We start from the raw sequence: 24,855 nt of genomic DNA on the forward strand, positions 1-24,855 counted from the left end.
CTCTCCGTCAGTAGTCCGGAAGGGCGATCTCAAATCCGAGTAATTTAGTCAAGTAATTTTGTGCGCCGCAGCGTAAACCTGGCGCAGGCCCGGGTAGCATTGGCGAACATAGGTTTGAATCTGCAGGCATTCGTCACTTCGACGAGCGCTTGCCTTTTCGAGCTGCAGCCTTTGCCGGCTTCTTCGCTGCCGCCGCCTTGGTTGGCGTGGCTTCGCTCTCCTGAACCTTGGCGGCGCCCGGCTCACCGAAGAGGACGGTCACCTGCAGCGAATCCTCATCGCGGGTGGTGGTGGCCTCTCCCGTCGCGCTGGCCGCCAGCCGCACCATGCGCTCATTGCCGGGCAGGATCTCGGCGATGAAACCGCGCACGCCGCGCGCCGCGGCATATTCCTGCAAGCGCACCTGGAGGGCCGTGCCCACGCCCTTGCCCTGCCATTCCGGCGCCACCATGAAAGCGACCTCGGCGAGATTGGTGGCCGGGTTGAGGAAATAACAGCCGCTGCCGATCACCGCCTCATTCTCGCGGGGGCCCGTCACGGCGAGGAAGGCAACCTGGCTTTCATGGTTCACATTGCACAAAGTCTGCAGGTCCTGATAGGGTAGGGTGCGCACGCGCCGGAAGAAGCGCGTATAGACATCATCCGGCGAGAGGTCATGGAAGAGAGCACGCAGCGCATCGACATCGGCGGCGTGGGCGGGACGGATGAGCACTTCACCGCCGGCGATCGCGACCCGGCGTTCTTCCTGCACCGGATAGGCCTCGCGAGAGGCCAGATACTGCTCGCGCGGCACATAGCCCAGTTGCCGCGCGGCCTCCACCAGCGCTTCGCGGTGGTCGGGATGCGCCACCTCGATCATGGCCAGGGCGCGCTCGCGGATGGACTTGCCGAACAGATAGGCGATACCATATTCGGTGACGACATAGTGGACATCGGAGCGGGCGATGCCGACACCGTCGCCTGCGCCGAGCAGCGGCTTGATCCGCGAAGCGCCACTTTCCGTAGTGGAGGCAAGGCAAACGATAGGCTTGCCGCCCGGCGAGCGCGCCGCGCCGCGGATGAAGGCCGCTTGCGTCGAAAGCCCGCCATAGAACTGTCCCTCGAACTGGTCGACGCAGACCTGGCCGGTCAGATCCATGGCGAAGGCCTGGGTGATCGACACCATGCGGTGATGAGCCGCCACCGTGCGGGGGTCGCAGACCTCCTCAATCGGCTGGAAGGAGACCAGCGGATTATTGTCCACGAAGTCATAGAGCCGCCGTGTGCCCAAGCAATAGCTGGTGACGATCCGGTCGGGATCAAGCGTCTTGCGCCGTCCGGTCACGACGCCCGCTTCCACCAGATCGACAACGCCATCGGTGATGACGTCGCTGTGGATGCCGAGATCGCGGCGGTCCTTGATATATCGCAAAGCCTCGTTGGGCACGCGGCCCAGGCCGATCTGCAGCGTCGATCCGTCCTCGATGATGGCGGCGATATAGCGCGCGACCCGGTCCGCCGTCTCGCCGGCCGGCGGGTGGCGATATTCCGTCACCGGCCCGTCGACGCCGACAAAGGCGGCGAACCGGTCGATGTGCACGAAGCTTGCCCCATGGGTGCGCGGCATCGCCGGATTGACCTCGGCGATGACGTGACGCGCGACGGCAAGCACCGCGGGCGCCAGGTCTACCGAGATGCCGAGGCTGACAAAGCCGCGCTCGTCGGGCGGCGAGACCTGGAGGATCGCCACATCGATGGGAAGCCTGCCATTGGCGAGCAAAGCAGGGACCTCGTCGATGGCGATCGGCACGTAGTCGAGATGGCCCGACGCCATGAGATCGCGAATGTCGCTGCCGACGAAGAATGAGCGATGGCGATAGCGGCCGGGGGCGGAAGCCTCGACATTGCCGCCCGACCGCAACGTCGTGAGGAAGCTGACGAACTCGAGGTCGGCCGGTCCGCCTTCCATGGTCTCGAGCGCCGTGATCAAGCTGCGGGGCGCGGCACAGCCGGTGCCGAGATAGATGCGGCTGCCGGGCTTTATGCCTGCGAGCGCCTGGCGCGCATCGACGAGCTTGGCCGCAAGTCCGGCAAAAATCGGGTTATCCGAGCCGCTCATCTCGCCTCCGCGCCGTCAATTGCGCAGTGTATTCGCATGAGCGGCAGGAAAACAAGGAACAAAACAGCGAGCCCGGCCTGGTCACGATCAGGTCAGATCGGATCAGTCCGACCTGATCAACCCGATCGGTGGAAAGCCGGACCCCGCATTTCCCAATCATGCGCTGGCCTCGGCAGCAGGCCGATATGGTAAATGGCGCCATGGCGGCTGCGTATTTCAAGCGCAACAGGTCTGTGATGGCGGGCAGAGGGCCAATGAAGAATGACGCCACTGCTCAATGGAATGGTCGGCGCAAAAAAAGCGCGCCCTGAAGGCGCGCCAGGCGGGAGGTTCGAAGTATCGGTACCGACAATATTGCCGGCGCGTGGCCTTACTGTCCTGGGATCGGGAAGCGGTAGTTCCCCTCAATGCCACCGCCGGAGAAGTTTCCGCCGATCGAGTGACTGGGATCGAGCTGAAGCCGCGTCTCACCGCGGTCGGAACCCAGGCGTGGATAGGAAGGGGCCGGGTCTGGCGGAACGGTGAATGTTTCCAGCCGCTGTTCGTCTGTCTGAGGCTGGGGCTGCCAGCCCGTCGACAGATCGATGCCCTGTGCATTCGCCGGGATCAGGCCCGTCGCCAGAAATATGACCGAAAGCGCCTGGTATCTTGCCGCAATATGCATGGATTCCTCCATATTGATGTTGCACCGACGCGGTCTAGCAAGGGGGGCGTGAAACCAGCGTGACTTGCCCTGGATCTAGCCCCCGCCGCAAAGGGACATTACCAGATGGACAAGCTCAGCCTGGCGATGGCAATGCGTCTTCGCCAGAATGCGCTTCATGCGCTGGCGCGCCGTTGAAAGGGTGATGTCCTGGATATCGGCGATCCGGTCCAGGCAGAGGCCGCGGGACAGGCATTCGAGCATCCTGGATTCCGCGCCGGTCAGGCCGCAGGCGTCGGCAAAGGCGGCGAGCAGGAGGGTGTCCGGTGAAGCGCCGTGCCGGGCAATCTCGACAAGCATCATCTGCGATCCGGCGTCGCCGTCATCCAGGTTCCGCTGGAGAGCGTCGCGGAAGAAACCCTGCGTGTTGCGAATAGTGACCGCGATCCAGCTGTCCTCGAGGGTGCTCCGCCCGATGGCGACCGCCGTCTCGGCGCCGGTCGCGCTTGCCTCGCCAAGTTTTGCATAGAAGAGGCGGTTGAGCTCGGGCGGGGTGAACAACAGCCGTCCGCCAATCAATTGCGCGGGTTCGCGGCGCGCGAACATCTCCAGGCAATGAAAATTGGCGTAAGCCACATGCCCGCTTGGACCTTCCACCACAAGCGCAATCGACCGCCAGTCCGGACAGATGAGGGCCAGCACGTCCTTGCTCATGGGGTCAAGTCCATCGGAGTTGCGGAGATCGGTGATTGTCGCAGGGCCAGCGAAGCGCCGATGCAGCCAGGTGGCTCTCTTCGATGCGGTTGCCGCCAGGCCGATCATCGCTGCCTCTCCCCATGTTGTCGGGGCCCAGTATCGAAATCACCCGTGACGCCGGCGTGATATGAGGCTGGGCCCCCCAACTGGTAGTCGCGGCACGGCGGGAAGTGGCGGATCGTCCGGGGATGCTCGGACAGCTGGCTCCCGCAGATGTGGCATTCGCGAAACCGCTCAATTCTGACCTTGCGTCATGTTGGGTTTTAAGCCAATGTCCGAGTGACAATCCCGAGCACTGGGCGCCAAGCCGGATGGTTGCGGAGAATGAGATTGCCTTCCGCGTTCTAGGCAGCCCGCAGGTTTCCAACCTGCCGGGCGACATTGTCTTTCCGACCAAGGGGTTTCAATTGATCGCCCTTCTCGCCCTGGCGCCGTCGGGGCGGTTGACCCGCAAGGAGGCCGCCTCTCTGCTGTGGGACAGCGAGAGCGATGCCGCCGCTCTTACCAACCTGCGCCAGCTTCTTGCAAGAATGCGGAAGAGCCTGCCGGACGCGGATGACCTGCTGAGCGCGGATGCGCAGACCATCGCCATCGGCAGGCTCAGGCCGGCCATAGATCTCTGCCGTTTCGAGATGGAAACCCGGTCCGAGCATTTGCCATCGGCGATGACGGTGTTCGATTTCTTCCGCGGCGACCTGCTCGAGGGGATCGACGATGCGACGGATGCGTTCTCGCACTGGCTTACGCGCGAACGCGCCGCCCTGCGGGAGCGCTTCTTTGCCTTCGCATCGATGACGCTGATCGAGCTGACGCGATATGGCCGGGCATCGAAGCGCGATCTGACCCTGATCGCCACGCGGCTCCTGGCGCTGGAGCCCGAGCGCGAGGCCAGCTACCGGGCGATCATAGAAGCCTATGGCCGCAACGGCATGCATGAGGATGCCGCACAAACCTATCAGTCTCTCGCGCAGATGCTGGAACGCGAGCACGGTGCGCACCCGTCGCCGGAGACGGTCGCCGTCGTGCGGCGGATTTTCGCCGGGCATTCCAGGCCGGAGCCAGACCGCTCACATCCCGCCGTGTCGATGGACCGGCATCCGCGCGTCGCCTTCCTGGCCCCGACATGGACTTTCGCGAAGGAGCGGGGAGCACTGCTCAGCGTCTTCATCGAGGATGTCGCCAACGAACTGAGCCGCTATCGCAGCTTTGCCGCGCTCGCTCCGCACAGTTCGCTCCGGGTCGGGCATGATTCGGGCATTCCCCTCGACAACGCCATTCTGCGGGCGGACTACACGATCAGCGGCTTTGTGAAGCCGGATCATGGCGGAGAGGTTCTGGCGCTGCGCATGGTCAATTGCGCAACCGGGGAAATCGTCTGGTCGGGAGAGTTCGGGGTCGGACAGGCCGACCTTCTCAAGTCGTTCAGCGTCCTTTCGCATCGCGTGGCGTCCAGTCTCGGCTCCGCCCTGGAGCGCGACAGGCTGGCTGCGCTGCGCCGGAGCTCCAGCAGCAATGCCTATCTGCACTATCTGGAGGGGCAGGGCCTGTTGGCCAATTGCGACCTGATCGGGCTGCGCCGGGCCCGCAAATCCTTCCGGCGGGCGCTTGAGATCGACCAGGGCGCGGCCCCGGCGCGCGCCCGCGTCGCGCAAACGCTCTATCTCGAATGGATCCAGCTGGGGGGGAATGACCCGCAGCTGCTGCTCGAGGCGCGCCAGCAGGCGGAAGTCGCCATCGGGCTCGACCCCAATGACGCCATCGGCCACTGGGTGGACGGCACGATCGCGCTCTATCAGCAGGATTTCGACCATTGCGAGAAGAAGCTCGCGGAAGCCGATGCCCTGTGCCCCAATTCGGCGGATCTCCTCATTCAGTATGCCGATGCGCTCGCCCATCTCGGCGATCCCGATGCGGGATGGACCAAATTCGAGCGCGCCCTCGATCTCAATCCCAGCCCTCCCGATCTCTATTGGTGGGCCGGCGCCAGCATCGCCTTTCGCCGGCAGGCCTATGACAAGGCAATAGATCTCTGTGGAAGACTGGCAAGCGACGAATCGGTGCTGGGCATTCTCGCCGCCAGCCATGCCTTCCTTGGTGACCTCAAGACCGCGCGCGGCTATGGCGCGCGCATCAAGGAAGCCTTTCCGGGAAAGGCCGCCGTCGACAGGAGCAAGGTCGTTCCCGACCGCGATCCAAAATACAGGCAAATTCGACTCGAGGGTCTCCGATTGGCGGGGGCGATTTAAGCAGGAGAAGGGAAATGGCGAAGACGAAGATCTATGTCGTGGGGGACAAGGAATCGGGGATACTGTTCGTGACAATCGAGCCGCTGCGGGTAGCGGTCGTGTCCTTGGATGAGGTCAATGATTACGCGGCGAAGCACAAGAAGACAGCTGATGCCGTTTTCGGAGAAGTCGCCGCGGCGGCGCAAAAGATGATCATTCGAACCGACACGGGCAACATGCCGGCCAATGTGCAAGAAGTCTTCGACGCGTTCGGTGGATTGATAAGCAGGGGATCGGTCATCTCCGATGCGGAATTCTGCTTCATAGCCGATGTAGACTCGCACGAATGGGGCACATACAGAGATAATTTCATACCGCTCGAACCCATCGTCACGGCGCTGATATCGGCCGACGGCGGCGAGGCCAAGGAAGGCAAGCTGAAGGGGCCGTGAGCACGGTAAATGGCTACGGATGCAGCCCATGCGGTCGTGCTTGCTGAAGCGCGTGCGCTGAGGACATCGCTTGCCTGCGACGATCCGGCGAGTGGCAGCGGTCACCACACCGCGCGCTCGCCGACGGATCTCGTAGCTGAGCTTGAACCTCATCTTAGCTCATTCGGCGTCACGCGAGTCGGGGATATAACGGGACTCGACGTCATCGGCATTCCGGTTTTCTTCGCGTGCCGTCCCAATTCCTGGTCGCTCTCGGTGTGTCAAGGCAAGTCCATGCACGCAGATCAGGCACGGCTTGGCGCAATCATGGAATGCATGGAGCAGGCCCTGGCGGAACGAAGCGTTGACATGGTCGTCCGCCGAGCGAGCCGAGAGGACATGAGCCGCCAGGGGCTGCGATGTCTCGGTGAAAGCGCCATGCTCCGCTCGACACCCAAAGGGTTCGACAAGTCACGCGACTATTACTGGATGCAAGGCATCTCGCTCAAGGATGGTTGCGACGTCTATGCGCCTTATGAGCTTGTCGGCCTTGATCTGCGGATCGACAGCACATGGGACCACGCGGCATTCAGGATGTCCTCCGTCGGCCTGGCGGCAGGAGCCTCGCTGTGCGACGCGGTGCTGCACGCCACGCTCGAACTGGTCGAGCACGACGCAACTGCGCTGATCGATCTATTCGGCTTGGCCGCCGGCATCGGACGGCCCCTCGTTCATCGCCATGGGTCGTACGACGAACTCGATCGTGCGGTGGCGATGGTCGAGAAGGCCGGACTGACCTGCTCATTCGCGGAGATTGCGGGCAAGGTCGGCATGCCGACCATTGCCGCCTTCATCGCCCCCGGGAATCACGAAAGCACAGGGCGCATCTTTGCGGGCTTTGCCTGCCGCTGCAGCCCGGAGGAATCGGCGCTCGCGGCCCTGCTCGAAGCGGCTCAGTCGCGGGTCACGCAAATCTCCGGCGCGCGCGACGATCTCTCGCCGGATGATTATGCCCGCAAAAGCCAACGCCTGAAATTCCGGCCGGGCAATGAAGCCTTCCTAGACAGCCTCGCGACATCTTGCGTGATCGACAAGACAGCCTCGCCCCTGTGGAAGCTCCGTCATGTGGTCGGCAAGATATTTCAGGCGGGTGTCGAGGACATATTCGTCTTTCCTCTCGGTGGAGGGGGAGCGGGAGTACGTGCTGCTCGCGTGCTGATGCCCAGCATGCAAGCCGCTGCCGGCAAGGGGGTCGTCCAAGTCGGAGTTCACCTGTTGACATCGTTGCTGCGGAATGCCGAGGAGCGCGTATGACAGCGGTCATATTCGCCGGGCCCAGTATCCATGGGATTGACATGGGCAGATTTCCCACCCTGGAACTACGACCGCCTGCCGCTTGTGGCGACGTGCTACGGGCAATGCGCCAGGGCATCGCGCGCATCGGGCTGATTGACGGTCTTTTTGAGTCCGCTCCAGCCGTCTGGCACAAAGAGATATTGAGCGCTCTTGCCGCCGGCGCCGCCATATGGGGTGCAGCAAGCATGGGAGCGCTCCGGGCGGCCGAGTTGCATTGCTTCGGAATGACAGGGATTGGAAAGATCTTCGAGCAATATGTTTCGGGCGAAAGATATGCCGATGCGGATGTCGCGGTTGTGCATGCGCCGGCCGAGCTTGGTCATCTGCCGCTGACGGTGGCGCTGGTGGATGTCGAGGCAAGCCTTGCTCGGTTGTCGGACCGCGGCGTTCTCGATCGGCGAGACATCGCCGCGCTCGCGGCGGCGGCATGCCGGCTACACTTCAAGGATCGAACCTGGTCGAGAGTCGTCCACGAGGCGGAGCGCAATGCCGGCGATACCGACAGGCTGCTTGCGCGCGTTTCGCAACATGCTTTCAGCCAGAAGACTCTCGATGCCGAGGCTCTTCTCGCGGAATTGGCGAAACCAGCCACGGAGACCGGATCGGCAGATCGCGCGGAAAAATTCAGGTTGAACAGGACGTACTTTCTCAACGCGCTGGAACGACGGACATGACATCAAACGCCAGCTACGTGCTGTTCAGCGACCTGGGTGGGGCCGTGAAGCGGATCGCCATGCAATTCGCGCCATTTCTCTTTCAGGATGCCGACCGACGCGCAGTATATGCAAGCCTGCTGGGTGAATTCGGTTGCACGACGCATGTCTCCGTCCTGATCGATGCGACGCAAGCCGACCTGTTCGATGACTGGGTATCGGGTCTTGCGCTCAAGTGCACCGTCGTGCCCGTCCCCGTGCCGGGCGATGAATTGGGAAAGATCCGTGTGTGGATACGTGATAGTTTCCTATGCGCAATGGAAGGCAGTACGCGCAGATATCTTAGACCGAGTTCGAGCAAGGATGAAGACGGGAGCCAGGCCCAATGGCTGGGGCAATTCGATGGAACGACGGTAGAGCCCGTGAATGTCCATCTCGACGGCGGTGATTGCCTGGTCGGCCTTGGCATCTGGTTCGTAGGTGCCCAGGCCGTATGGCATACTGCGGATATGGAAGGGCAAACCTGCACCTATCCCGAGGCACTGGCGCGGATCGGCGCGATCCAAGGCCAGCTTCCGTTCGTTGTCGGATACAAGGTTGCAAATATCCGGAACAAGTTTCAGTGGCTGCTGTCCGAGCTGAGATACAAGGCAAGGGAGGCCGCTGCCGAGCGCAGTGAGGTGCGACCGTTGAGCGGTCTCTTTCCCGGCCTCGTGATCACCCTGACCATCCTTCGCCAAGTCCTGTTCTTCCTGATGAATCAGGACGAGCTGACGCAGACCTGGGCGCATGTCGACCTGATTTTCTGTCCGACCGGCCGGAAGAAGGGCGACAAGCACACTATCCTCGTCGCCCAGGCACAAGATGGCAACGAGGCAGACGGACAGAACGATCGGCTCAATGCGGTGGCCGACCATTTGACCTCGCAGGGATTTGACGTCCAGCGCAACCCCACTTTCTTCGTGGTCTCCGACGAGTACATCCTGGGGTACAACAATGTCATCATGCAGACTAACCCGGATATCGTCTGGTTGCCGCAATTCGGTGGGAAGTATGCGGTCGAGGATGAAAGGAATGTAGAAATTTGGGAGGGCCTTGGTTACGAGGTCAGAAAAATCCCCGGATGCCTAGCTTTCGCCAAGAGCCAGGGTGCGATACGCTGCCTGACCAATGTCGTGGAAAGATACTGATCCAGTCCTGATCCACATGACCCGGCGAATCTTGCCGGCAGGTCGAGACTCCTGTTGAATTTGAATCAGGACCCGATCCAGTCCGCCATTCTTCGGAATGCGATCTGTTTCGACCGGCGGGCGCAGGAGGACTGCAGGAAGCTGTGTCCTTCGAAGGGATGGGGATCGATGGTGACAGGATGCGCCTTGGCGCGCAAAGCCCGCGCCAGGGCAAGTGAATCATTGCGCAGCGGGTCGCGTCCGGCAATGAGCAGATAGACCGGCGCGTCCAGGCCGCGGGCGAGGGCAGGGAGAGAGCAGATGCCTTCGCCGGCGCTGGCATTGGCGGCCAGCCAGTAACGTCTCATGCTTCCGGCATCGAGGCCGTCACGCGCCGCAGCTGCACCATGGAGGCGCGGATTGGCGGTAAGACCGAAGCCGCCATAGAAGCTCATGGCGCCGGCGATCTGCAATCCCATGCGCCGGGCCCGGCTTGCCGTCGCCAAGGCAAGGGCGCCCCCGGCTGAATCGCCAGCCAGGATGCCCGAAGCGAATGCCCCCTCGATCCCCAGATAATGGCCGATCACCGCGAGGCCGTCGGCGAGCGCGGCCTCCGCCTTGTGCTCGGGCGCCAGGCGGTAATCGATCGAGATGACCGGAAGGCCGCTGGCCGCGGCAAGCGCCTCGGAAATATCGGCATGGGTCGAAGGCGAGCCGACGATCCAGCCGCCGCCATGGAAGTAGAAGATTGCGCGATCGCGGTGGATTCCCGGATTGTGGACCAGGAGGCGGATGAGCCGGTCGCCGGCATCGATCATTTGCCATTCATGCGGACCCTCCGGTGTCACATGGCGGGCGCGCTCATAGGCAGCGCGCAGATTCCTCACATTGCCGCGCTGCCAGTCGAGTCGAAGCCGTTGGCGCGCACTCATTCAGGACTCGAACCACCAGCGTTCGGCGCCGCGGGCACCATCGAGCGGCCAGCTCGAGGTGAGCACACCCGAATGCTGGACATTGGCGCGGCGTGCATAGATCCAGTTGCGGAAGAAGGGGATGATGACGGAGCCTTTGTCGTGCAGGATGCGCTGCATCTCGCCATACATCTGGGTCCGTTTCGGCTTGTCGAGCTCGGCGCGGGCCGCCAATAGGAGCTGGTTGAAGCGGTCATCCTCGAAATGCGAGTCGTTCCAGTCGGCGCCCGCCGCATAGCCCAAGGTGAAGATGATGTCGGGAGTCGGGCGCTGGCCCCAGCCGGCAAGACAGAAGGGCTTCTTGAGCCAGATATTCGACCAGTAGCTGTCATTGGGCTCGCGCATGACATTGACCTCGATGCCGGCCGCCTTGGCGGTCTCACTGAACAGCAGCGCCATGTCGACGCCCGAGGTGATGACGACATCGGCCGCGGATAGGTCGATCTTGAGATTTTCAAGCCCCGCCTTCTTCAGATGGAATTTCGCCTTGTCGGGATCATAGGCGCGCTGCTCGATCGAGCCATCGTAATAAGGCATGATCGGGCTGATCGGATGGTCATTGCCGATCGAGCCATGGCCGTTCAGCACCATCTTGACGGTAGCTTCACGGTCTACCGCATATTTGAGCGCCAGCCTGACATCGGGATTGTCGAAAGGTGCTGCGTCCTGAAACATGGGCATGGACACATGAGTGCCGGTCGGCACCTCGTCAACCTTGAGATTGGGGTCGCGCTCCAGCATCTGCACGGTCTTGAAGTCGCATTCGATCATGGCATCGAGCGAGCTGGTGAGAAGGGCGGTCTGGCGGGCATTCACATCCGGGATCGCCGTATATTCGACCGCGTCGAAATGAGCGCGGTCGGCCTTCCAGTAGTTCCTGAAGCGCTCGAGCGAGGCCTGGACGCCCGGATTGAAGGCCTTGACCACATAGCCGCCGGTGCCGGCGTCATTGGCGAAGCTCACCTTGCCTTCACCATCGGCCGGCAGCATGACCAGATGATAGTCGGTCAGCATGAAGGGCAGGTCGGCATTGCCGCTGGCAAGCTTGATCACCAGGGTGTTCTTGTCGTCGGCCTTGATGTCCTCGACCGAGGCGAGCAGCGCCTTGGCGCCCGAGGTCGACTTCTCACCGCGATGGTGATTGAGGGAGGCGACCGCATCCATCGCATCGAAGGTCTTGCCATTGTGGAATTCGACCCCCTTGCGCAGTTTCAACACCCAGGTCCTGGCGTCGGGCGATGTCTCCCAGGATTCGGCCAGCTCGCCCGCCACATCGTTTTCGGGCGTGATCTCGGTCAGGAAATTGCGGTGGGTGTGCGCCATGGTGATCATGAAGCGCGAATTGGTGGTGGCGGGATCCATGCTGTCGGTGGTGTTGCCGTCATCGAGACCGGCGCGGAACTGGCCGCCCTTGACCGGCGCGGCTTTGGCCGTCTTCGACCACAGGCTCGTGGCAAGCGGCAGCGTCACGCCGAGCGCCAGGGCGCCTGACAGGAAGGAGCGCCGGCTTACTTTTCCGATGCGCGCGGCGAGCAGAAGATTGTGGAGTTCAGGCGAAGTCTTGCGCAGGCCCATGACAGTCTCCTCCGATATGTGTTCTGGTTGGAGAGAAGACTAAGCGCGGGGCCTGGGCCCAAATGTTCAAGTCTCCGGGAAATATGTGCAGGTTTAGAGCCCGTCATAGAGCTCGGCAGCGTCGGTGAAGTTGAACAGGATCGGTACCGGCCGTTCGGCGACCCAGGCTTGCGCCTCGTCGTCCTGCAGCAAGGCAAGCGCGCGCTCCGTATCGGCGACGGCGCCGCCATAGAGCCGGTTGGCGAGATTGAGCGTGGCGGTCCTGTGCATGGCCTCGGTGCCGCTGCCGCACGCGTCCTTTACCAGCAGGACGCGGAAGCCTTGGGCCATCGCATCGCGGATGGTGGCGGCGATGCAGGCCTCGGTCCATACGCCCGAAACGATCAGCCACTCTATGCCCTTCTCCCGGAGAAGCGGCGCCAGATCGCCCTCGCAAAAGGCGCTGGCATCGTTCTTGACGATAACCGGCTCGCCGTGGCGCGGCGCCACTTCATGGCAGATCGCAGTCATCGGGCTCTTCGCGTCACTGAAGGTCGGTCGCCCGTCCGATGAGGTCGGCTCGAAGGGGCGCGGCGGTCTCTTGCTGAAGTCGCGTATATAGGCGGCATGGACGACCACGCGGCCGGTGGCGCGCGCCGCCTCCAGGAGCCGCGCGGCATTGCCGAGGATCCGATCCATACCGAAAGCCTTGTATTGCGGATCGTGGCGCTGCTCCTCCTGCAGGTCGACCAGCAGGAGCGCCACGGTCCGGCCCTTGAGCGACAGCGTCGTTCTCATTCAGATCTCTTTGGCGAGCAGCTCATCTTCGAAGGGGAATCGGGAAATCAGCCTGGGCCCCGCATCCGTTATAAGCACTTCTTCCTCGAGCTTCACCCCCTCAGCGCCGCCCTTCTCGCCGATATAGCTCTCCACGCTCACCACCATGCCGGGCTCGATCACGCCTTCCCGCCCATAGGTCTGGAAGTCCATGGCATGGGCGATGAAGGGCGTCTCGCCATGCATGCCGACGCCATGCATCACCGACGTATAGCGCTGGTCGACGAAGCGCTCGGGGATCTTCCAGGCCTTGTCGGCGATCTCGCGGAAGCTCATGCCCGCTGCGATGATGCCGATATTGTGCTGCACCTGGTCATAGGACATGCGGTAGAGCGATTTCTGATAGGACGTCGGCTTGCCGGGACCGCAGCGGAAAGTGCGCGAGAAATCGGAATAATAGCCGTAACAGCCGATCGTGTCGGTATCGAGCGCCACCAGCTCACCGGGCCTCACCCGCCTGCCGCTTGCTTCGCTGAACCACGGATTGGTGCGCTGGCCCGAGGTGAGGAGGCGGGTCTCGATGAACTCGCCGCCCTGGCGGATGACCTCATGATACATCACGGCGAAGAGCTCGTTCTCGGTGACGCCCGGCCTGATGGCGTCGCGCACCGCCGCCACCGCGGCCTCGGCGCCCGCCATGCTGATCTGCAGGCATTTGACCTCTTCCGGCGTCTTCACGGCGCGCACCGCCAGAATCTCACCCTGGCAATCGCGCACATCGAGCCCCTGCGCCTCCAGCGCCAGAGCGTGCAGATGGCTGCAGCGGTCGAGCCCGATCTTCTTCGATCCGGGCGCATATTGACGCATCAGATCGGCGATCTCGGCGGCGAATGGCCCCGCCGTCTCGCCGTCCTTGCCGGAGACGGACGACCAGACGAGCTTGCTCGGCCGTGCCTCATCCACCGTGTCGAGCTGCAAGCTCACATGGTAGCTCTGCGGGTATTCGAAGAGGATGATCGGGCCTTCCGCCGGCACGAAGAAATAGCGCGTCGAATTGCGCAGGAAATAGCCGAACATGTTGCGCGAGCCCGTGGCGTAGCGCTGGTTGTAGGGATCGAAGAGCAGGATGGCGCCATAATTCGCCTTCGCCATCCATTGACGAAGCCTGGCAAGGCGCTCACGGCGCAAAGCCACGGCATCGATGCCGGCGGGCTCGGTGTCGGACAGCCACATATTATTGGCCGGATCCTCGGACAAAGGGTGGCGCATCCTGGTGGCGAAATCGACATCATCGACATTGTCGGGATTGAAGACGACGATACTCATGGGAAGCCTTTCGCTGCGGGGAGAAGCGAAAGATGGCCTGCTTCATTCCCGGCAAATGTGCAGATTTGCACTGAGAATGTGCGGCTAGGATTTCCTCGCCCTGCCGGGCGTCGCGCCGAATACCGCCTTGTAGGCACGCACGAAGGAGGAGAAGCTGGCATAGCCGCAGGCCAGACCGACCTCGCGCACCGACATCTTGGAATGGCCGAGAAGATCGCGGGCGCGTTCCATTTTCAGGCGGCGGTAGTGCTCGGCGGGGCCAATGCCGAACTCGGCCTTGAACAGCCTTTCGAGCTGGCCCAGCGAGACGCCGAGCCGTCCGGCGATGGCGGAGACGTCGTCGGCACGGTCGGGCGTCTTTTCCATCTCGGCCACGGCCTTCAGCACGAGATCGTCACGAATGCCGGTGCGCAAACGCAATTGCAGGCGCTCGCGGTCGGCCGTCGCCTTGATGCGGTCATGCACGAACCATTCAGCCACCTGGCGGGCAAGCTCGCGGCCATGATGGGTGCCGATCAGCTCGATCATCATGTCGAGCGCGCCAATGCCGCCGGCCGAAGTAAAGCGGGTGCGGTCGATCACGAAGATCTCGCGCGCCAGCCTGACATGCGGAAAAGCCTCGAGGAAGGCGGGCTGGCTCTGCCAATGCAGCGTGCAGGTGTAATCGTCGAGGAGACCGGCGCGCGCCAGGTAAAAGGCGCCGTCGGCCACGCTGCCGAGATGAGCGCCAAGACGCAGATTCCTGCGGATCCAGGACAGTGGCTTGCTGGCGATCAGCCGGTCGGCATCGCCGCCGGAGCAGACGACAATGTAGTCGGCCGTCGGCGCCCGGGCGGCGGCATGATGCGGGGTCACGTCGATGCCGCTCGAGGCAGTGACGGTGGCCTCGTCCGGCCCGACAATGATCCATTCATAGAGCCTGGCGCCGGAAATCGTGTTGGCGGCGCGCAGGGGCTCGATCACCGCGCTGAAGGCCATCAGCGGAAAGCCCGGAAAGATCAGGACGGCAAATCTGATGAAGGGTCGGCTCGCCATGGCGAGGCGAAGCTATGTCAAGACCACCCGGGGAAGCAAGACGATGGTGCCGCCGGTGCGAGACTGGGCGGTGACTTCAAGCTGCAGGCTGGGCAGGTGGCGCAGGATACCTTCGCCGCCGCGAACGATGGATCATCAGCGCGAGGCGACCGCAATCGTGCTGAAGGCGCGGCCCATGCGCTCATCGCGGCCATAGATGTCGTCGTAGAACAGGATGCGCCCGTCGGCAGCCGGCCACGCCGTGAAATAGGCCAGGTGCACATAGGTCTCATTGGTGACCGGCGTGTCCTGGCTGACGCCGGCATCGATCCGCGCAGCAATGTCGGCAGAATCGACGCCGAGCAGGATTTCGGCGAAACGGCGCGGATTCTCCACGCGCACGCAGCCATGGCTCAGCGCCCGCACCGACTTCTTGAACAGCTCGCGCGTCGGCGTGTCATGCATGTAGATGCTGTGCGCGTTGGGGAAGAGGAACTTCACCTCGCCCAGGGCATTGTCGTCGCCGGGCGGCTGCAGGATGAGGTACGGCACTTTACCGTCCTTGTATTTCCACCAGTTGATCGAGCGCGAATGGACGATCTTGCCGCTTCCGGTCACGACCCGGTAGCCGATACGGTCGAGATAGCCGGGGTCACGCCGGAGCTTCGGCAGCATCTCGTTCTTCATGATGGAGGGTGGCACACCCCAGGAGGGGTTGAAGACGATGGTCTCCATCTTGTCGCTGAAGGCGACGGTCTGGCTGTTCGTCTTGCCCACGATGACATTGGAGCGCCAGATTTCCCGGCCGGCATCGACGACCTGCAGCGAATAGGATGCCTGATTCACGAAGACATAGCGTTGACCGAGATTCTTGGGCAGCCAGCGCAGGCGCTCCATATTGTAGGTTATGCGCGCAATGCCGGGAGCGCCGGTACGGCTGTTGAGGGCCAGGATCGTCGCGGCATCGAGAGTTCCCGTCGGCTTGATCCGGGCATCCGTCTGGAATGTCTTGAGCCGCTCGGACAAAATGTCGTCGAGAACCGTCTCTTCGCCCGGCAGCACATCAGCTTCACCATAGCCAAGCAGCGCCAGATGTCGCCGCATCAGCGCGATGCGCGGATCATCCTGTCCCGCGGCAACACGCTTGCCGGGGGCGATCATGCCAGAGCGCTCTTCGTTTTTCAGTTCCTTGAGCTCGGCAAGAGTTCGCTTCAAGGCGGCATAGGTGGGATGATCGGGCTGCAGCGATCTCAGGTAACCGGCGGGATCAGGGCTGCGGAGCAGGGCGGTCATGGCGGTCGCCAGGTCAACCGTCTCCGGCACGATGTCGTAATATTTGGTGAGCCGGTTGGGCAGCAGGCGGCCCCCCGAGGCATGGCGTGCATAGCGCAGGGCCAGCGCCGACAGCTCCAGATCGAGGCGGGCCAGCAGGTTCACCGGCTTGTCGCCAGAAGTAAGTTCATCGTCGAACAGCGTCAGGCTCGGCGGGATGTAGTCCTCAGGCACCATGCCATCGTCGGCGGCGGACTCGAACAGCCGCAGCAGTGAGCGGCCGCGCTCGCCCAGGCCCTGATGCGAAACCCACAGCGGCCGGAAGCCATTTTCGCGATAGAAGCCGATGAGCGCCTTGCCCTCGTCCGCCGTCACACGGATGGCCGACTTCTTGCTTTTGATTTCGGTATGGATAGAAGCCGGCAGATCTCCCGATGGCTGGGCCTCGGTCAGATTGGCAGCTTTCAGGATCTCGAGCTTCTCCGGCAGGTAGACGAGCGGCGGCTCGGGCTTCTCCTCGATGGTCCGAACCGGCGCTGCAAGGCGCTTGCGCTTGGCCTTCTTCCGGCCGTTCCGGTTGAAATATTCATCCACCGTCTCGTAGTTGCGCTTCCTGTTCCAATAGTCGTAGGAAGGCCGCTTCTTCGGGCGATCGAATATGTCAAACAGGGAGAAGTGTGGTCGTTCCCGGTTCCGCTCAGCGGATCCGGGGGTGCTGCCCAATGACAGCCCTGAAACGATAGACGCTACCACCAGTATGCTTCGTGCCGTATTCATTCGCATCCGGCCCCCGCCAGTATGATGCCAAGAGTAAAGCCAATGATATCAAACCATCATTGCATATTGTCCCACCGGCCGTCTCGTTTTTTATTAACGCCTGGGTTGCGGCGCCGTTCCCGCTCGTGAGAAGCAAAAGTATGAGGTCTCGCGGATGCAACCCAGATGGGGCGCCTCGGTCGTTAATTGCACTGCCGGTCAGTTTGCAAGGGAGGTCGGAGCCGGCAACAAGGAGTGTGCAACTGCGAATATGAAGATCCAATGACGGACTTAGCCGAAATCAGGCCGCGCCGGCGCGCTGACGCAAGGTATATTTCTGGATCTTTCCCGTGGCGGTCTTGGGCAGCGGCCCGAAGACCACCGTGCGGGGCGCCTTGAAATGTGCCATGTTGCTGCGGCAGAACGCGATGATCTCGGCAGCGCTCGTCGTCATGCCGGGTTTCAGGTCGATGAAGGCGCAAGGGTGCTCGCCCCATTTCTCGTCAGGGGCCGCGACGACGGCAGCCTCGAAGATGGCCGGATGGCGATAGAGAACCTCCTCGATCTCGAGCGAGGAGATATTCTCTCCGCCGGAGATGATGATGTCCTTCGAGCGGTCCTTGACCTCGATATAGCCGTCGGGATGGCGGACGCCGAGATCGCCCGTGTGGAACCAGCCCTGCGCGAACGCCCTGGCACTGGCTTCGGCATTCTTGAGATAGCCCATCATGATGGTATTACCGCGCAGGAAGATTTCGCCCATCGTGGCGCCATCGGCCGGACATTCCGTCCCGGTCGCGGGATCGGCGACCTTCACTGCCTCGAGCGTCACGAAATTAACGCCCTGGCGCGCCGCCAGGCGCGAGCGCTCGGCCAGCGGCAGAGGTGTCCATTCCTCGTGCCAGGCGCAGACCAAAGCCGGTCCGAAGCTTTCGGTCAGGCCATAGAGATGCTTGATGCGGAATCCCGATTCCTCCATGGCCGAGATAATCGCGCTCGGTGGCGCGGCACCTCCAGTGAGCACATCCACCGGCCGGTCCAGCCGCCATCCGTGCGGCTTTTCGGCGCGCGCGATCATGTTGAGCACGACAGGCGCGCCGCAGAAATGAGTGACGTCATGCTCCCGGATCAGCCGGAAAATGGCGGCTGTTTCGACCGTCCGCAGGCAGACATGGGTGCCGCCAACTGCAGTCACGGCCCAGATATAGCACCAGCCATTGCAGTGGAACATCGGCAGTGTCCACAAATAGACGCTTGCCGCGTCGAGGCGCGCCTCGAGCGCATTGCCGAGGGCATTCAGATAGGCGCCGCGATGATGGCAGACGACGCCCTTGGGATCGCCGGTGGTGCCCGATGTGTAGCCCAGGCTGATGGGCGCCCATTCGTCTTCAAGCGCCGGCAACTCAACACTTGCATCGCCGGCGGCAAGGAGGGCTTCGTAGTCATCGTGCCGTGAGACCGGAGAGGGGCCCGGAATGACGGCCACCGGCACCGGCCGATCAAGCAAAGCCAGGGCCGCCTCGATCACGGGGAGAAACTGATGATCGGCCAGGACCAGCTTCGCCTCGCCATGCGCGAGGCAAACGGCAATCGTCGGCGCATCGAGCCTGATATTCAGGCAATTGAGCACCGCGCCCGACATCGGGACGCCGAAGTGAGCCTCGATCATCGCCGGGACATTGGGGGCCATGATGGCGACGGTGTCGCCCTTGCCAATGCCGCGCCGGAGCAATGCCGATGCCAGGCGATGCGACCGTTCGGACAGCTCGCGATAGGTGTAGCGCCGGTCCTCATCGATCACCGCAACCTTGTCGGGATAGGCGAGAGCGGACCGGCGCAGGAAGGAGAGGGGCGACAAGGGAGCATAGTTCGCCGGATTGGGGTCCAGGCCTTGCTCATAGATATTGCTCACGGCTGCATCTCCTTGGGCGGGAGGCGCAGCATAGATCAGCCCGGCACGCCGGCAAACCGTGCAGAAAGAAAGCCCGACTGGTTTAGCAGTCGGACTTTCTCTCGACGATTTCATCGCTTTCGCAATAACCTCGTCTGAGGCAATAACTCGCGCACCCGGCCCAGGTTCCGGCCAGCCGGAAATTCTCGGCGAGCAAGATTTCAGTAACCGCAATCGTGCCTTGGGCGCGATGTCGGGAACGTTTCATCGCGGCAAGCATTTCACTGGTATGAGCCAGATGACCATAGATTTGAGAGCTGCGGCCGCCTGCGCCAGGGCCTTTGCCGATGGCGCCGGTTCGGCGGAACTCAGGCAGAGCTTCCATGCCATGGCGCGGCGCTGGGAGGCGGAGGCCGACCGGCGCGACCGGGAACTGGCGAAAGATCGGGAACCTCACGGCGCCGGGCGGCTTCAGCTTGCAGGGCACCGGTCGAGGAGCTGACAGCTCCAGCCGGAACCGCAACCACCCCCAAAAGAGCAATGGAGGGCCTCATGGCCAATGTCGGGAATATCATGGAGCATATGGAAGTCCTGTCGTCGGATGGAAAGCATGTCGGCACGGTCGATCACATGGAAGGTGCGGGCATGATCAAGCTGACGCGCTCGGATATCGAGGCGCATGACGGGCATCACCACCTCATCCCGGTCGGATGGGTCAGCGACGTCGGTGAGACAGTACGCCTCGCCAAGACGCAAGATGAGGTGTTCTCGCAATGGGAACATGAAACCTGACGCAGCGACCACATGAAGTTGGAATCGGTGGTGGAAGTGAGCGACGGAATTGCGCCGCCGATCCGTCCTATCTCTCGAGAGTGGGCGATCGCCCGTTGCGGCGTCGATCATCACGAAGAGAGGAACGATAATGAAGAAATTCTGGATAGCCCTTGCCGTCGCCGCCCCCATGGCCCTCGGCCTTGGCGGCATGAGCGGTGCTGAAGCCAAGACGAAGGTGAATATCTATCTTGGCATCCCGCATTACGGCTATCAGGTCGGACCCGATTATGTATACCGCAAGGGACATGGCTGGTATCGGCCGGGCCGCAACATCAACCGGCTGAGCTGCGGTGAAGCCCGCCGCATCGTGAACAGGAGGGGCTACCGAAAGGTCGTCGCCCGCAACTGCAACGGTCAGACCTATGTGTTCCGCGCGCTGCGGAACAACCGCGTGTTCATCGTCTATGTGAATGCGCGCACCGGCGCCGTCTGGCGCGGCTGACGCGGAAATGAGTTGAGCCCGCCGATTCCGGCGGGCTCAATTCGCCTGAGGCATCCGTCAAAATCCGTAGCGAATATGCTCGGCCCAGTAATGCTCGAGCCGCTTGAGGGCCGAGACCAGACGCTCGAGATCCGCGGCGGTGACGCCTTTCTCCTCGAGCACGGGAACATGTCCTTCATAGACCGAAGCGACCATGTTCCGGATCTCATGGCCCTTGTCGGTGAGGCTGAGGCGAACGACCCGCTTGTCCTGCGGTGCGCGCTCATAATTGAGATAGCCGCTCTCGACCAGCTTGGCGATGGTGTAGCTCAGATTGGATCCGGTGTAGTAGCCCCGGATCCTCAGCTCGGTCGCCGACAATTTTCCATCACCGATATTGTAGAGAAAGACGGCCTGTGCGCTGGTCACGTCCAAGGTGCTGATCTGGCGCTCGAGCTCGAGCTTGATGAGCTCCAGAAGACAGCGATGCAGCCGCTCCAGCTGCCCGAGCGCGCGCACGAAGTGGTTCTTCAGGAGGGTCTGCTCGACCTTTGAATCGTCCTGGGAGCCTTCTGGTTTCTGGGTTTCAGGAATCGGTTTTGCTGCCATAGCGACCGGCTGTAGCGGCGGCTAGGTTAAGCCGATCTGAACGGAATTTCTAAAATTTGCTTTATCCCCAAGGAGATAACAGCGATTGTGGACATTCGCCGCCAGATTCCGGAATAATGCTTAAAGTCTCCGATTATTGACAAATCGGGGCTAAAACCCCATTTAGTCCGCGTTCGATCTATGGCCTTGCTTGGCGTTTGACCCTTTCGGGCTCTTCTCAAGACATTGCGGTTCGAATACGGGGACAAGAGACGGTCCACCGGTTTGTGCACAACTCGAAAGGTTACCGATATGCCGACAGGCAAAGTTAAGTGGTTCAACCCCCAAAAGGGCTTCGGCTTCATCCAACCGGATGATGGCTCGAAGGATGTGTTCGTTCATATCAGCGCGGTCGAACGTGCTGGTCTGTCGACCCTCAATGAAGCGCAGAAGGTCAGCTACGAGCTCGTCACCGAGCGCGGCAAGACCAGCGCCGGCCATCTGAAGATGGTCTAAGAGCTCCAACGAGCTCGATGTGATCGGGGCCGGAGCGAAAGCTCCGGCCCTTTGCTTTTTTGCGCGCGCAAATCGCGCATGATTTCAAAATGATCGGCATGTCGCGTGCGAGGTTATCCACAGACCGCATTCTCTCTGTGGACGGAGAAAATCCCGATATCGACTTTGCGGCCGTTCGGCGTGACACTCTTCCTCACACGACGCCGATATGTGGTCCGGCTCGCTGCCAGACCCTCCAAAGTATAGGCGCCGTCTCATGCCGGGCTTGCCGTCAAAGGTGAGATCGGACGCGACATGAGGCCGATGCAGTCATAAACGGCGGCTTATCCGTTTGATGGCCGGACTTGTGGCCCGCAAGGGACATGATGTTCGCCGATCGGCAGGCTTCGGTTGAAAAACGCGAAGCCGGTCAGATCGCTTCAAAGGAGCCCGCCGGATTTGGTCATCCTTGCGGTGGCCGAGACCAGGAGAGGCGCTGGCTTTGAACAGGGAGGCGTGGGCACTTCGGTGTACCGCGCCTTCTTGTTATTGGCTGAGCCGTTGCCAATATAAGGAATGCACAAGCAATGGATCCGTCATGGCGCGTGCGCCGAAACCCATACGAGAGATCGACCGCAAGCTCGATGAAGCCCTGGACCAGACCTTCCCGGCGAGCGATCCCGTTGCGATAGGCCGCAATGACCATCCGGGAAAACCGGATGACGCGTCCAAAGACGATGCATGGTGCCGCATCCAAACCGGTCAGGCCCGCAGCGGAGGGAGCGCGCTGCGGGCCATCGACAGGGGTGCCCAATTTGCTTGGGCAGGGGAGCTGGCCTCGGGGATGGCCAGCATGGATATAACGCAGGAACGCCGGAAAGGTTTCGGGCCAGGCTAGTTTCCAACGGCGAAGTTCTTGCCGTCATCCCAGTTGTGGGCCGACTGGCTCTGGTCATCGAGGCCATAAATATGCACGCAGCGGCGGCCGGAACTTTTAGCGGAGTAACATGCCAGATCGGCCCGGTGCAGGATGACCGCTCCGTCCGATTGCCGGTCGCTGATCTCGGCGATGCCGATGCTTGCGCCGACCCGGAAGATCATCGATTCCCAGCGGAACTCCATCTTGCAGACGGCATCCACGATCCGCTCCGCCACGGCGCGCGCCTCTTCCGGGCTGGTGTTGCGCAGGATCAGGCCGAATTCGTCGCCGCCGAGACGGGCAGGCACATCCTTCTTGCTGCAGCTCAGCGCAATGATCTTGGCGATCTCCTTCAACAGGGCATCGCCGGCGGCATGGCCGCCCGTATCATTGACCGTCTTGAAGCGATCGAGGTCGATGTAGCACAAGGCATGATGATCAGGCCCGGAACCGGTCTCTTCGATGACCTGGGAGAGCCTAGCGAGGAACGTGGCCCGGTTCGGCAGGCCGGTCAACCCGTCATGCTGGGCATTGTGGGTGATCTTCTTCTGCGCGGCGCGATGAGTGGTCACGTCCTGCAGCACCACGACGCAACCGATCATCTCGCCATCGGCGCGCCGCACCGGCGCCGCCGACAGCTGGATGTCGAAGACGCCGCCGCCCAGGCTCAGCATGAAGATGCCGCTGGCCCGGTAATGGGACACGTCCTGGCTGAAGCATTGGCCGACCGGATTGGGTGCGGGATCGCCAGTCGCCTCATCGATGATGCGCAGCACATCGGCAAGCGGCTTGCCAACGGCATCGCGGGCGCTCCAGCCGGTGAAGCTTTCGGCGATGGCATTCAGGAAGGTGACATTGGCCATCGCGTCCGTGCAGATCACCGCCTCGCCGATCGAGGCGAGGGTGATCCTGAGGCGGTCCTTCTCCTCGAAGATCTCCTCGTTCAGTCGTTTATAGTCGGTGACATCCCAGCTGGTGCCGACCGCGCGCAGCGCCTTTCCGTCCCTGTCACGCACGATCTGTGCCAGAGCCTTGATGTGGCGGACTTCGCCCGATGGCCGGCAGATGCGATACTCGCAGGCGAAGTGGCAGGAAGAATCCATGGTGCGGCGCCACTCGTTGCGAACGCCTGCCACATCGGCCGGATGCATCAAGCCTTCCCAATCGGCGAGACGGCCGCTGAACGTTCCGTCCTTGAGCCCGTAGAGTTCATGCAGGCGTGAATCCCATCGGTATATCTCGTCCGAGAAATCGACGTCCCAGACACCGGCGCCGCTGGTCTCGACCGCAAGCTTGAGGCGCTCATGGAGGGCGGCGTTCCTGGCTTCCGCATGCTTCTCGGACGTGATGTCGGTAAGCTGGAGGATGACGACATCGGGATGTCCCGCGGTTCCGGCGCGATGAACCGACACGGCGCCCAGCGCATGGAGGATGCTGCCGTCCTTGCGGAAGTAGCGGCGTACGAGCTGGTAGCTCTGCGCCTGGCCGCTACGGATGACGTCGAAGGTCGACAAAGTGGCGTGGCGATCGTCGGGATGGATCAAGTGATCGATGCCGTCGGCGAGCAGCTCGGTTTCGCTGAAGCCGATCATCGCGCAGAAGGCCCGGTTGGCATAGAGCACCTGACCTTCGAATGTCATCATGACGAAGCCGATCGCGGCATTCTCCATGATGTTGGTCAGGAGAGAAGCGGGGTCCAGAGCGGACAAGCAGGCGTTCCGGCGGTCGACGATGTCGCGCATGGCTCATCGTCCCACAGGGAGATTAAAGCCGGCTGGAAATACTTACTCAATTTTTCCTTAATGGAGAAAACATGGAAGAGTGACGAAATGCGTTCGATCAAAGATCGAATGCATGATCCGCGCGTCAGCGCGTGATCGTCTTCTGCAAGGCTTTGAAGCGCTGTGCGAGCGAGACGACATTACCGGCAAAGCGCGACTGCGGTGGCGGCGATGGAGGAACTGGTTCCTGCGCCTCGGCGCCATTCACCGGCTCTGCCTGCTCGACCGGCCGGTCCGATTCCATCGCGTCATCGCGGTTGGCGAAACCGAGCTCGCTGAGTTTCGAGGGCCATGCCTGATCGAGAGCGCGAATCTCGGCCGCGAGCTTCTCGCTTTCGGCGCTGGCCTCGACGAGCCTTTCCTCGATCGGCTCGCTCCTGGTCTGCAGTTTCCAGATCCTGCTCTTGAGGGCGGCGATCTCATCAGCCTGACGGCTGATCTCATCGTCCTTGCTGCGCAGCCTCTCGCTGGCGAGATGAACCGATTCGGCGCGCTGGGTCATGTCGCCCTCGAAGGAAGATATCTGATCGCGCAACTGGGTGATCTCGCTGCGGCTGACATCGTCCAGCTTCTCGCGCCGCGCGAGATCGGTGGCCAAGGTCTCGATGCGGTTGCGGTGACGCGAGACTTCCGCCGCCTGCTCGGCGAGCCTGGCCTTCATCTCACCCATGCGGACCTCGAGCTTGCGCGCCATCATGGCGTTCTCGGCGCGCATGCTGTCCCGCTCGGTCTGCAATTCGGAAACCGTGCCCGGCACCTTGCGGGCCATGCGGCGCGCACCAACCCTGACACCCGACCGCCAGGCAGCCCGGCCAAGGAACAGGGCGATGAGACTCGCCACCGCAAAACCCAGACCGAACCACAATATGATCTCAAGCTGAGACATCTGTTCTCTGCACCGCGCCGTTCTCGGTCCGACTATGCA

At 62.2% G+C, this 24,855-nt stretch carries 23 protein-coding genes; 10 read left to right on the top strand and 13 right to left on the bottom strand.

What is annotated here, in order from left to right; genetic code table 11:
• Positions 1 to 133: 133 nt before the first annotated feature.
• The 3 genes from DT068_RS08220 to DT068_RS08230 form a co-directional block, all read right to left on the bottom strand.
• Positions 134 to 2,098 carry a GNAT family N-acetyltransferase gene (locus tag DT068_RS08220; RefSeq protein ID WP_119389347.1) on the bottom strand — a complete coding sequence of 655 codons (1,965 nt, stop codon included), beginning with the start codon at positions 2,096 to 2,098 and terminating at the stop codon, positions 134 to 136.
• 370 nt (positions 2,099 to 2,468) lie between these two features.
• Positions 2,469 to 2,762 carry a hypothetical protein gene (locus tag DT068_RS08225; RefSeq protein ID WP_119389348.1) on the bottom strand — a complete coding sequence of 98 codons (294 nt, stop codon included), beginning with the start codon at positions 2,760 to 2,762 and terminating at the stop codon, positions 2,469 to 2,471.
• A gap of 75 nt (positions 2,763 to 2,837) precedes the next feature.
• The gene (locus tag DT068_RS08230) at positions 2,838 to 3,563 is read right to left on the bottom strand and encodes a helix-turn-helix transcriptional regulator (RefSeq protein WP_119389349.1); all 726 of its coding nucleotides are present in this window, start codon (positions 3,561 to 3,563) and stop codon (positions 2,838 to 2,840) included.
• A 245-nt stretch (positions 3,564 to 3,808) separates the two neighbouring features.
• Between DT068_RS08230 and DT068_RS08235 the strand changes: the two genes are divergently transcribed.
• The 5 genes from DT068_RS08235 to DT068_RS08255 all read left to right on the top strand — a co-directional run bounded on the left by DT068_RS08235 (position 3,809) and on the right by DT068_RS08255 (position 9,352).
• On the top strand, positions 3,809 to 5,743 hold the full coding sequence (locus DT068_RS08235) for an AfsR/SARP family transcriptional regulator (RefSeq protein WP_162914067.1): 1,935 nt from the start codon (positions 3,809 to 3,811) through the stop codon (positions 5,741 to 5,743).
• A 14-nt stretch (positions 5,744 to 5,757) separates the two neighbouring features.
• Positions 5,758 to 6,174 (top strand): hypothetical protein, encoded by a 417-nt coding sequence (locus DT068_RS08240; RefSeq protein WP_119389351.1) that lies wholly within the window; start codon positions 5,758 to 5,760, stop codon positions 6,172 to 6,174.
• Positions 6,175 to 6,183: 9 nt separating this feature from the next.
• Complete coding sequence (locus DT068_RS08245) at positions 6,184 to 7,467, top strand: YcaO-like family protein (RefSeq protein ID WP_119389352.1); 1,284 nt, start codon at positions 6,184 to 6,186, stop codon at positions 7,465 to 7,467.
• Positions 7,468 to 7,571: 104 nt separating this feature from the next.
• On the top strand, positions 7,572 to 8,183 hold the full coding sequence (locus DT068_RS08250; RefSeq protein ID WP_368904552.1) for a TfuA-like protein: 612 nt from the start codon (positions 7,572 to 7,574) through the stop codon (positions 8,181 to 8,183).
• A complete protein-coding gene (locus DT068_RS08255) occupies positions 8,180 to 9,352 on the top strand; it encodes a hypothetical protein (protein WP_119389354.1) in 1,173 nt (390 codons plus the stop codon). Before DT068_RS08250 ends, DT068_RS08255 begins: the two co-directional genes overlap by 4 nt.
• Positions 9,353 to 9,417: 65 nt before the next feature.
• On the opposite strand, the gene DT068_RS08260 is transcribed toward DT068_RS08255, so the two are convergent.
• The 7 genes from DT068_RS08260 to DT068_RS08290 form a co-directional block, all read right to left on the bottom strand.
• Positions 9,418 to 10,263, bottom strand: coding sequence for an alpha/beta hydrolase fold domain-containing protein (locus DT068_RS08260; RefSeq protein WP_119389355.1), 846 nt, complete (start codon positions 10,261 to 10,263; stop codon positions 9,418 to 9,420).
• Positions 10,264 to 11,877, bottom strand: coding sequence for an ABC transporter substrate-binding protein (locus DT068_RS08265; protein ID WP_119389356.1), 1,614 nt, complete (start codon positions 11,875 to 11,877; stop codon positions 10,264 to 10,266). It abuts the gene before it with no gap.
• A 93-nt stretch (positions 11,878 to 11,970) separates the two neighbouring features.
• Positions 11,971 to 12,654, bottom strand: coding sequence for an isochorismatase family protein (locus DT068_RS08270; protein WP_119389357.1), 684 nt, complete (start codon positions 12,652 to 12,654; stop codon positions 11,971 to 11,973).
• A complete protein-coding gene (locus tag DT068_RS08275) occupies positions 12,655 to 13,959 on the bottom strand; it encodes a M24 family metallopeptidase (RefSeq protein ID WP_119389358.1) in 1,305 nt (434 codons plus the stop codon).
• 84 nt (positions 13,960 to 14,043) lie between these two features.
• On the bottom strand, positions 14,044 to 14,994 hold the full coding sequence (locus tag DT068_RS08280) for a GlxA family transcriptional regulator (protein WP_119389359.1): 951 nt from the start codon (positions 14,992 to 14,994) through the stop codon (positions 14,044 to 14,046).
• Between the two features lie 135 nt (positions 14,995 to 15,129).
• Positions 15,130 to 16,839, bottom strand: coding sequence for a L,D-transpeptidase family protein (locus DT068_RS08285; RefSeq protein ID WP_162914068.1), 1,710 nt, complete (start codon positions 16,837 to 16,839; stop codon positions 15,130 to 15,132).
• A 463-nt stretch (positions 16,840 to 17,302) separates the two neighbouring features.
• Entirely contained in the window at positions 17,303 to 18,913 is a 1,611-nt protein-coding gene (locus tag DT068_RS08290; protein ID WP_368904556.1) for an AMP-binding protein, read from the bottom strand.
• A 277-nt stretch (positions 18,914 to 19,190) separates the two neighbouring features.
• Between DT068_RS08290 and DT068_RS08295 the strand changes: the two genes are divergently transcribed.
• The 3 genes from DT068_RS08295 (at position 19,191) to DT068_RS08305 (ending at position 20,168) form a co-directional block, all read left to right on the top strand.
• Entirely contained in the window at positions 19,191 to 19,394 is a 204-nt protein-coding gene (locus tag DT068_RS08295; RefSeq protein ID WP_162914069.1) for a hypothetical protein, read from the top strand.
• A 50-nt stretch (positions 19,395 to 19,444) separates the two neighbouring features.
• Positions 19,445 to 19,684 carry a DUF2171 domain-containing protein gene (locus DT068_RS08300; RefSeq protein WP_119389771.1) on the top strand — a complete coding sequence of 80 codons (240 nt, stop codon included), beginning with the start codon at positions 19,445 to 19,447 and terminating at the stop codon, positions 19,682 to 19,684.
• Between the two features lie 130 nt (positions 19,685 to 19,814).
• Positions 19,815 to 20,168, top strand: coding sequence for a hypothetical protein (locus DT068_RS08305; RefSeq protein ID WP_119389363.1), 354 nt, complete (start codon positions 19,815 to 19,817; stop codon positions 20,166 to 20,168).
• 57 nt (positions 20,169 to 20,225) lie between these two features.
• On the opposite strand, the gene DT068_RS08310 is transcribed toward DT068_RS08305, so the two are convergent.
• Positions 20,226 to 20,756 carry a MarR family winged helix-turn-helix transcriptional regulator gene (locus DT068_RS08310; protein WP_368904558.1) on the bottom strand — a complete coding sequence of 177 codons (531 nt, stop codon included), beginning with the start codon at positions 20,754 to 20,756 and terminating at the stop codon, positions 20,226 to 20,228.
• 291 nt (positions 20,757 to 21,047) lie between these two features.
• Between DT068_RS08310 and DT068_RS08315 the strand changes: the two genes are divergently transcribed.
• A complete protein-coding gene (locus DT068_RS08315) occupies positions 21,048 to 21,251 on the top strand; it encodes a cold-shock protein (RefSeq protein WP_119269641.1) in 204 nt (67 codons plus the stop codon).
• 577 nt (positions 21,252 to 21,828) lie between these two features.
• Positions 21,829 to 22,128, top strand: coding sequence for a hypothetical protein (locus DT068_RS08320; RefSeq protein WP_119389364.1), 300 nt, complete (start codon positions 21,829 to 21,831; stop codon positions 22,126 to 22,128).
• Here DT068_RS08320 and DT068_RS08325 read toward each other — a convergent pair.
• A complete protein-coding gene (locus DT068_RS08325) occupies positions 22,125 to 23,891 on the bottom strand; it encodes a diguanylate cyclase domain-containing protein (protein WP_119389365.1) in 1,767 nt (588 codons plus the stop codon). The two genes, DT068_RS08320 and DT068_RS08325, sit on opposite strands and share 4 nt — an antisense overlap.
• A 124-nt stretch (positions 23,892 to 24,015) precedes the next feature.
• On the bottom strand, positions 24,016 to 24,816 hold the full coding sequence (locus DT068_RS08330; RefSeq protein WP_119389366.1) for a hypothetical protein: 801 nt from the start codon (positions 24,814 to 24,816) through the stop codon (positions 24,016 to 24,018).
• Between the last annotated feature and the right edge of the window lie 39 nt (positions 24,817 to 24,855).

It is taken from the genome of Taklimakanibacter lacteus (assembly GCA_003576695.1).
Lineage (GTDB): Bacteria > Pseudomonadota > Alphaproteobacteria > Rhizobiales > Aestuariivirgaceae > Taklimakanibacter > Taklimakanibacter lacteus.

What these genes read in the sequence shown, in the direction of transcription:
- DT068_RS08220 (WP_119389347.1), bottom strand. Translation starts at nt 2,098, where the DNA reads ATGAGCGGCTCGGATAACCCGATTTTTGCCGGACTTGCGGCCAAGCTC.
- DT068_RS08225 (WP_119389348.1), bottom strand. Translation starts at nt 2,762, where the DNA reads ATGCATATTGCGGCAAGATACCAGGCGCTTTCGGTCATATTTCTGGCG.
- DT068_RS08230 (WP_119389349.1), bottom strand. Translation starts at nt 3,563, where the DNA reads ATGATCGGCCTGGCGGCAACCGCATCGAAGAGAGCCACCTGGCTGCAT.
- DT068_RS08235 (WP_162914067.1), top strand. Translation starts at nt 3,809, where the DNA reads ATGGTTGCGGAGAATGAGATTGCCTTCCGCGTTCTAGGCAGCCCGCAG.
- DT068_RS08240 (WP_119389351.1), top strand. Translation starts at nt 5,758, where the DNA reads ATGGCGAAGACGAAGATCTATGTCGTGGGGGACAAGGAATCGGGGATA.
- DT068_RS08245 (WP_119389352.1), top strand. Translation starts at nt 6,184, where the DNA reads ATGGCTACGGATGCAGCCCATGCGGTCGTGCTTGCTGAAGCGCGTGCG.
- DT068_RS08250 (WP_368904552.1), top strand. Translation starts at nt 7,572, where the DNA reads ATGCGCCAGGGCATCGCGCGCATCGGGCTGATTGACGGTCTTTTTGAG.
- DT068_RS08255 (WP_119389354.1), top strand. Translation starts at nt 8,180, where the DNA reads ATGACATCAAACGCCAGCTACGTGCTGTTCAGCGACCTGGGTGGGGCC.
- DT068_RS08260 (WP_119389355.1), bottom strand. Translation starts at nt 10,263, where the DNA reads ATGAGTGCGCGCCAACGGCTTCGACTCGACTGGCAGCGCGGCAATGTG.
- DT068_RS08265 (WP_119389356.1), bottom strand. Translation starts at nt 11,877, where the DNA reads ATGGGCCTGCGCAAGACTTCGCCTGAACTCCACAATCTTCTGCTCGCC.
- DT068_RS08270 (WP_119389357.1), bottom strand. Translation starts at nt 12,654, where the DNA reads ATGAGAACGACGCTGTCGCTCAAGGGCCGGACCGTGGCGCTCCTGCTG.
- DT068_RS08275 (WP_119389358.1), bottom strand. Translation starts at nt 13,959, where the DNA reads ATGAGTATCGTCGTCTTCAATCCCGACAATGTCGATGATGTCGATTTC.
- DT068_RS08280 (WP_119389359.1), bottom strand. Translation starts at nt 14,994, where the DNA reads ATGGCGAGCCGACCCTTCATCAGATTTGCCGTCCTGATCTTTCCGGGC.
- DT068_RS08295 (WP_162914069.1), top strand. Translation starts at nt 19,191, where the DNA reads ATGACCATAGATTTGAGAGCTGCGGCCGCCTGCGCCAGGGCCTTTGCC.
- DT068_RS08300 (WP_119389771.1), top strand. Translation starts at nt 19,445, where the DNA reads ATGGCCAATGTCGGGAATATCATGGAGCATATGGAAGTCCTGTCGTCG.
- DT068_RS08305 (WP_119389363.1), top strand. Translation starts at nt 19,815, where the DNA reads ATGAAGAAATTCTGGATAGCCCTTGCCGTCGCCGCCCCCATGGCCCTC.
- DT068_RS08310 (WP_368904558.1), bottom strand. Translation starts at nt 20,756, where the DNA reads ATGGCAGCAAAACCGATTCCTGAAACCCAGAAACCAGAAGGCTCCCAG.
- DT068_RS08315 (WP_119269641.1), top strand. Translation starts at nt 21,048, where the DNA reads ATGCCGACAGGCAAAGTTAAGTGGTTCAACCCCCAAAAGGGCTTCGGC.
- DT068_RS08320 (WP_119389364.1), top strand. Translation starts at nt 21,829, where the DNA reads ATGGCGCGTGCGCCGAAACCCATACGAGAGATCGACCGCAAGCTCGAT.
- DT068_RS08325 (WP_119389365.1), bottom strand. Translation starts at nt 23,891, where the DNA reads ATGCGCGACATCGTCGACCGCCGGAACGCCTGCTTGTCCGCTCTGGAC.
- DT068_RS08330 (WP_119389366.1), bottom strand. Translation starts at nt 24,816, where the DNA reads ATGTCTCAGCTTGAGATCATATTGTGGTTCGGTCTGGGTTTTGCGGTG.